Consider the following 6,720-nt stretch of genomic DNA (forward strand, 5'->3'; position numbering starts at 1 on the left):
AAGCTTTATTGACTAAAGAAAACGGTATATCACTGTGCTATGAATCAAAACTCGCGTTATGTCTCCCTCTTAAAACAATAGATAGGCTATCTTATCTAGAACAAAGATTAAGCTAAGTTGATATTTATCAGGGGGAAATAATGGAACGAGTTTCCAATAAAGCAGCACTTTGGATTGGGCTAAGTTTGATACTTGGTCTTGGCATCCTTGGCTATTTTATGCAGCAGACGGCGGTGAAATACCGAGCCTATGAAAGAGTCGTGACAGTAAAAGGTTTGTCGGAGCGTGAGTATCCTGCTGATACGGTGATTTGGCCGATTCAATTTACTCTAGCGAGTAATGATATGGGGGCCATGTTTGATGAAATTGACCAGCAAACCCGTTTGATTTTGGACTTTCTAAGTGCCAAAGGGCTTCCTGAAACCAGCGTTTCCCTTTCTTCCCCAGCGGTCATTGACAGAAAAGCACAGCAATATGGGAGCGAGCAAGACATTGAGTATCGTTATTTGGCCTCGCGAACCGTTACGGTTTACAGCCAGAGTGTTGATGTTGTTCGAGCGGCAATCAATGAAATAGGTGAGCTAGGAAAACAAGGCGTTTTGCTTAACCAAGATCCTTATGCAAATCGTGTTGAGTACAGCTTTACTAAGCTGAATGATGTGAAGCCAGACATGATCGAAGAAGCGACTAAGAATGCGCGTGAAGTGGCTGAGAAATTTGCGAAAGACTCACAGAGTTCACTGGGTAAGATCAAACGTGCAACTCAAGGGCAGTTCTCGATTTATGACCGAGACAGCAATACGCCTTACATTAAGAAAGTACGAGTGGTATCGACGGTTCAATATTACCTTTCTGACTAAGTAAAAAGCCGCTCAGTACGAGCGGCTTTTTTAATATGGTGACTTAAAGAATTGGATTAATGTCCTGAGTTGTCAGTTCTGCCTCGACAACATCAACTGGCGTGTAGTGCTGGTAAATCAAGAAACCGTCTTCTGAAGTTTCATGAGCGTCTGGCGTATCAATATACGCAGTACATGTGTAGCCAATGCTGTAAGTACCCGGGCCGATGTAACCAAACTCGTAGCTGTAGGTTGTATTACCTTCTTCGTCTTGCGATTCATTCACGTTAGCTACCGCAACTGGCGCGTTGAGTGGATCTGCCGCACCCATATCGCCCATGGTTGAGCGATCCATTGAACCTGCATATAGGTAAACAGAGTGAACGGCAGGAACGTCATTTATTGCATTTGATGCTGCACTGTCTGCTTCACACGCTTGATACTGAATTTCACTGACTTCACCACTAATATGACCTGATTCTGATGCGTTTACTAAGCTTACCGCATTAGAGTTCATGTTCATGTAATCTTTGCCTGTTGGATCCGCCAGACCTTTGCGTAAGTCAAACTCGACAACATAGCTATTATGACCAGTATGAACTTTTACATACTGACCTTTTTGCGAAAACTTTAAGCGACCTTGATCGCTCGTATCTGGTTTAAAACCAAAACAGCTGCCTCGGCTAGGTACAACTAAGCCTTTGATGTTGCCGTCTGTCTTCTCTACGTATGACAGTGTTGTATCGTTTAATTGTTTGCCGTCTTTAGCGTACACACACATAGCATAATCACCAGGAGCGATGTCCTGTTCGTGAATGATCGTTTTAGCGTTGCTTCCCTGATATTCCATTAGATCAACTTGGTGTAGTGCTCCATTGTCACTAGCATCTAACAGAATGTGTTCTCCAGTTTGCTCGCCAGTTTCAGGGTCAAATGGTACAAGGACAACATCTTGAAACGCTAAAACGACTTTGTTGGCATCGTCGACAGGAGCATCGGAAACGCTGAGAGAAAAAGTGGCTGCTTCTGTAACGGATGAAGAGTCGTCGCTACCGCAGCCCGTCAATAAAAGACCACCTGAGATAGCAAGTAAAGGATAGGTATATTTTTTCATTATGACCTCTTGTTTACAATGCTGATAAATGTAAAAGGCTAGTCTCAAAGTCGAGAAATGATGTCATTGTATTGTGATACAGAGGTCAATCTTCAATGGTGCTATATACAAGTCCTTTTTTATAAAACTAAGTTCTTAACTGTGATGAGGGGAGTTTGATGATAGTCAAGCTGGCTTCTTTCTTATGAGCGTAAGTTAGTATGACTTATTGCTAGAAGGAATTAGTATCATGGCATACAAGCACTTTATTAGAGAACTACTGGGTTTAGCGATTGTTGTCTCTGTCGTCTTTGGCGTATTAGGCGTGATGTTAGAGCTCTTCGCACTGACGGCACTTTGGGAGCATCAGCAAACGATAGCCGATGTTTTCTTCCATGAATCACTCTACTTCATCGTATTTTTAATCCCACCATACTTCCTCTGGAAGTTGATTAACCGTCCTGAATTGGTTTCTGCTGACCAAGCTTATTTGGCAATGAAGTTAGAGGCTGAAAGTCGACAATGAGTCGATTTAGTGAGTAATGAAAAGAAGAGGCTATGAGAAAACATTAGCCTCTTTTCTATCTGATTCGTGGGCAAAGTATTCGCTGCTTTATTGATTAAAAAGCTGCTTCGATTGTGCCTTTGAAAGTGCGATCGAGATAATCACGAATCGCTTGAGATTGATAAATAGAAACGAACTTTTTATACGCTTCATTATTTTTGTCTGCGTCACGAGTGGCGATGACCATGACTGCTAATGGGGCGTCTTTTGCTTCAAGATAGATACTTTGTTTCTTCGGATCTAAACCAGAAGACATTACGTAGTTCATTGTAATCGCAGCCGCGTCCACATCATCTAATGTTCTTGGTAGCTGAGCGGCATCTACCTCGACAAATTCAAATGATTTTGCGTTTTTTGTGATATCAGTTAGGGCGGCTTTATGGCCAACACCCTGTTTCAGCTCAATTAAACCTGCATCGGCGAGTAGCAACAGACCACGACCACCGTTGGTAGGGTCATTTGGAAGCGCTATACGTGCATTGTTTGGAAGCTCTTGCAGTGAGCGATACTTATTGGAATAAAGCCCCATACGCATAAGAATGGACTGACCAATTGATACTAATTGGGCGTTATGGCTACTGTTGAAGTTGTCTAAAAATGGCTGGTGCTGATAGCTATTAATATCGATGCTACCATCGCTAAGAGCGGCATTAGGTGTCACGTAGTCAGAAAACTCAATGACTTCGACATTCAAACCTTGCTTTGCTGCCTCCTTCGCTACCGCCTCGACTACTTGTGCATGTGGTCCAACTGTCGCGCCCACTTTAATGACAGAGTCATCTTTTTCTCCACAAGCGCTTAAGCCGACTACTGCCGTGAGAATCAAAGCTAGTTTCTTTAAGTGACCAATACTTTTCATTGTAGCTCCATTTTTTGTTTTAGACGTCCATACGTTTGTACGTCCATCCTATCAGAAGTTGTCTGAGGGTCAATGGTTTAAATCACGAGCAGACATTTTGTTTCTATTGCTCGTATAGAGAGCCAGATAATAGTTAAAGAAGAGGGGAAGAGGAAAAGCTATTACGAGGTTAGTGACGAGTTACCGCAACTGTACCCAAAGATATAAGATACAAAAAAAGCGTAGTAGGTATTAACCTGCTACGCCTTTCGGAATATGGTGGCCCCTCGCAGACTTGAACTGCGGACCAATCGATTATGAGTCGTGATAATATTTGTTTTATCAAATTCCATGTCATCTCAAATTGTATTTAAATTATTGATAATTAGTGGATTGTTTAGCTTGCCTTATCTTGTGATATCTCACAAACTGTCATTAAGAGACCTCCTAACTACACCCACAACTACACCCAATTTAACTCTGGGTGTAGTTGCGCAACAAAGGAACTGTTATGGCAATTACGCAAAAAGAAATTGTGGGTTTAAAGCCTAAAAGTAATGCGTATTACGTTTGGGATGATGACCGAACTAAAGGCGCTGGACGTCTTGGAGTGAAAGTGTTTGCTAGTGGAAATAAAGGGTTTGTCTTTCGCTACTACCGCGAGGGTAAACGTCTCTTTATTCAGTTAGGGCGATTTCCGGCGCTCAGTCTTGTTGATGCGCGGAAGGAGGCGCATAAACTGGGCTTAATGTTAAAGCAGGGACTCGATCCTAAATTTGAATTAGCCAACGCAGAGAAAAAGCGTGAAGTAGCTCGAAGAGAAGAGGAGAGCAAGGGAAGCTTAGAGTTGCTGTTTCAAAGTTATGTAAACCAAATGAAAAAAGAGGGGAAGCGGACTTATCAAAACGTTTATCGGTCACTGGAGAAAGAGGTTTATCCATTTGCCTCCAAAGAAACAAAGGCTTGTGATGTGACGACGTCTAATATCGTTACGATATTAGCTCACATGATACAACGTGGTGCCGCTACACAAAGCAATCGAGTCAGAAGCTACCTTCATGCCGCATTTAATTATGGCCTTTCACATGACAATGATCCTGCGAATTACTTGAGAGACGCTAAGTTTGGTCTCGTCTTTAATCTAGTATCTTCTATACCAAAACAAAAAGATGCAGAACGAGTAGGGGAGCGCTATCTAACGTTCACGGAATTACATCAGTTTATGCATGATATTGAGTTTGATATAGAAGGAGTTCGATCCTCAGAAATGATGCGATGCTTTATTCTTCTTTGTATTCATACTGGTGGACAAAGACCTTATGAGATTGCAGCATCAAAATGGACGGCAATCAATTGGGATGAACGAACGTTACTTGTCACTCCGGACCTTTCGAAAAACAAGCGTAGCCACTTGGTCCCTTTAACTGAATCAGCGATGTCTATCTTAGAAAGGCTCAGAGAAAGCAACTCAGCTAGTCCATTTATTTTCCCGCATCATAAAGATGACAATGACCACGTTCGCTTAGATTCATTGAGCCAAGTCATTGCTCGTTATAGAGATGATCACCCGCAATTTGAGTATTTTATCCCTAGGGATTTACGTCGAACCTGTAAAACATTGATGGGAGAGATTGGGGTAAGTAAGGCGTTGAGAGACAGGCTACAAAACCATGCTCTAAACGACGTTAGCTCAAAACATTACGATAGATACGAATATTTGGCTGAGAAGCGTTATGCTTTGGAGTTATGGGAAAGCAAGTTATCTAGAGCAGAGGAAACAGATTCAAACGTGGTTAGTCTTTGGTGAAGTGGGATTGATGTTCGCACTGCGAACGCTGCATTATTTTGTTTCTTTTTATTGATGTATCGTAGAGTTGTAAATAACGTCTTACGATTTCATGCTCAATTGATTCTCACTCGATTATGTCCAGAACTTTCACAGTTGGCACTCCGTAACTCAGAAGTGCCCCAAAATTCGTTAGGTCAAATACCCTATAAAGTTAAAGAGCCTGCGTTTTACCCTACAAAAAGTCATTTAGTAGAATGAAACTTTCACGATTTGGGCCTTTTATATGTATGTTTTGCTTGTCAAAGCGTCCGTTTTAGTAGCGAAACTAGCTAAACAACTTGTTGGAAGTGGACTAACTGCGGAAAGTATTGCTACCTTACGTTTATCTCAAAATAAAGCTGACTACCTGTGAACGCTTTTATGCGTTGGTAGAGGGTATTTGACTGTCTTAATAAAATACGGGAACAGCCATGACATTATCAAGAACAAGGCTCATGAAAGCAACAGCCCAAATTCTTGGCACTTTACTCTGTTTAGCCTTTCTTACTGGCTGTGAACGAGCAACGGAAGGGTTGCAATATGCCAAAAATCGTGATGGTTCAGATGACAAGTCAATACTTATTGGCTACAACGGTAACGACACAGATGTCGTCATCCCAGATTCGGTCGAACTTATTAATGGGGGGACATTTTATGACAAGCAGCTCACCAGCGTGGTCATCCCAAAATCGGTTACTATAATTGGAAGACAGGCGTTTGAAAACAATAAACTCACTAATGTGGTTATACCAGATTCGGTGACCTCCATTGGGGAGCGGGCGTTCGCTGAAAATAATCTCACCAGCGTTACTATTCCTGATTCAGTGACCTCGATTGGGGAGCGGGCATTTAATAAAAATGCAATATCAATAGTTAACAATGTCCCATCAGATGGTTTTATTTTTGCTCGTAATGATGATGGCACTGAAAACAAAAAGATCATAATTTCCTATGGTGGAGCAAGAAAAGAGATTGCTATACCAGATTCGGTGATTACTATTGATAGTTGGATGTTTGCTGAAAGTCAGCTCACCAGAGTTACTATTCCTGATTCGGTGACCTCCATTGGGGAGCGGGCGTTCGCTGAAAATAATCTCACCAGCGTGACTATCTCAGATTCGGTGACAGCTATTGAGTACAAGGCATTTCATGACAACCAGCTCACCAGCGTTACTATTCCCGATTCAGTGACCTCCATTGGGGAGCGGGCATTTAATAAAAATGCAATATCAATAGTTAACAATGTCCCATCAGATGGTTTTATTTTTGCTCGTAATGATGATGGCACTGATAACAAAAAGATAATAATTTCCTATGGTGGAGTAAGAAAGGAGATTGTTATTCCTGACTCGGTGACCACAATTGGAGAGTATGCGTTTTCTTCTAACAATCTCACTAGCGTAACCATCCCAACTTCGGTGACCACAATTGGAAATAGTGCGTTTTCTTTAAACAACCTCACCAGCGTAACCATCCCAAATTCGGTGACCACAATTGGAAATAGTGCGTTTTCTTTAAACAACCTCACCAGCGTAACCATCCCAAATTCGGTGACCA

The 6,720-nt window shown here is 41.9% G+C and carries 6 protein-coding genes; 4 read left to right on the plus strand and 2 right to left on the minus strand.

Annotated features, from left to right (window positions below; all coding sequences use genetic code 11):
• Positions 1-140 precede the first annotated feature (140 nt).
• Positions 141-860 (plus strand): SIMPL domain-containing protein, encoded by a 720-nt coding sequence (locus tag R7M92_RS09640; RefSeq protein ID WP_005379714.1) that lies wholly within the window; start codon positions 141-143, stop codon positions 858-860.
• A gap of 43 nt (positions 861-903) precedes the next feature.
• Here the strand turns inward: R7M92_RS09640 and R7M92_RS09645 are convergent, their stop codons facing one another.
• Positions 904-1,953 carry a DUF4382 domain-containing protein gene (locus tag R7M92_RS09645; protein ID WP_318133247.1) on the minus strand — a complete coding sequence of 350 codons (1,050 nt, stop codon included), beginning with the start codon at positions 1,951-1,953 and terminating at the stop codon, positions 904-906.
• 229 nt (positions 1,954-2,182) lie between these two features.
• Between R7M92_RS09645 and R7M92_RS09650 the strand changes: the two genes are divergently transcribed.
• Positions 2,183-2,458, plus strand: coding sequence for a hypothetical protein (locus R7M92_RS09650; RefSeq protein WP_005383040.1), 276 nt, complete (start codon positions 2,183-2,185; stop codon positions 2,456-2,458).
• A gap of 94 nt (positions 2,459-2,552) precedes the next feature.
• Here R7M92_RS09650 and R7M92_RS09655 read toward each other — a convergent pair whose 3' ends face one another.
• A complete protein-coding gene (locus tag R7M92_RS09655; protein ID WP_017633488.1) occupies positions 2,553-3,356 on the minus strand; it encodes a MetQ/NlpA family ABC transporter substrate-binding protein in 804 nt (267 codons plus the stop codon).
• A 490-nt stretch (positions 3,357-3,846) separates the two neighbouring features.
• On the opposite strand from R7M92_RS09655, the gene R7M92_RS09660 reads away from it, so the two are divergent.
• On the plus strand, positions 3,847-5,142 hold the full coding sequence (locus R7M92_RS09660; RefSeq protein WP_318133248.1) for a tyrosine-type recombinase/integrase: 1,296 nt from the start codon (positions 3,847-3,849) through the stop codon (positions 5,140-5,142).
• Between the two features lie 476 nt (positions 5,143-5,618).
• Positions 5,619-6,720 (plus strand): leucine-rich repeat domain-containing protein (locus tag R7M92_RS09665; protein WP_318133250.1); only part of this gene is annotated, 1,102 nt, incomplete at its 3' end.

This window comes from Vibrio sp. Vb2880 (assembly GCF_033337975.1).
GTDB classification, from domain to species: Bacteria; Pseudomonadota; Gammaproteobacteria; order Enterobacterales; family Vibrionaceae; genus Vibrio; species Vibrio alginolyticus.

Bases quoted from the DNA above. Each gene is read 5' to 3' on its own strand.
- R7M92_RS09660 (WP_318133248.1), top strand. From the start codon at position 3,847: ATGGCAATTACGCAAAAAGAAATTGTGGGTTTAAAGCCTAAAAGTAAT.
- R7M92_RS09655 (WP_017633488.1), bottom strand. From the start codon at position 3,356: ATGAAAAGTATTGGTCACTTAAAGAAACTAGCTTTGATTCTCACGGCA.
- R7M92_RS09640 (WP_005379714.1), top strand. From the start codon at position 141: ATGGAACGAGTTTCCAATAAAGCAGCACTTTGGATTGGGCTAAGTTTG.
- R7M92_RS09645 (WP_318133247.1), bottom strand. From the start codon at position 1,953: ATGAAAAAATATACCTATCCTTTACTTGCTATCTCAGGTGGTCTTTTA.
- R7M92_RS09650 (WP_005383040.1), top strand. From the start codon at position 2,183: ATGGCATACAAGCACTTTATTAGAGAACTACTGGGTTTAGCGATTGTT.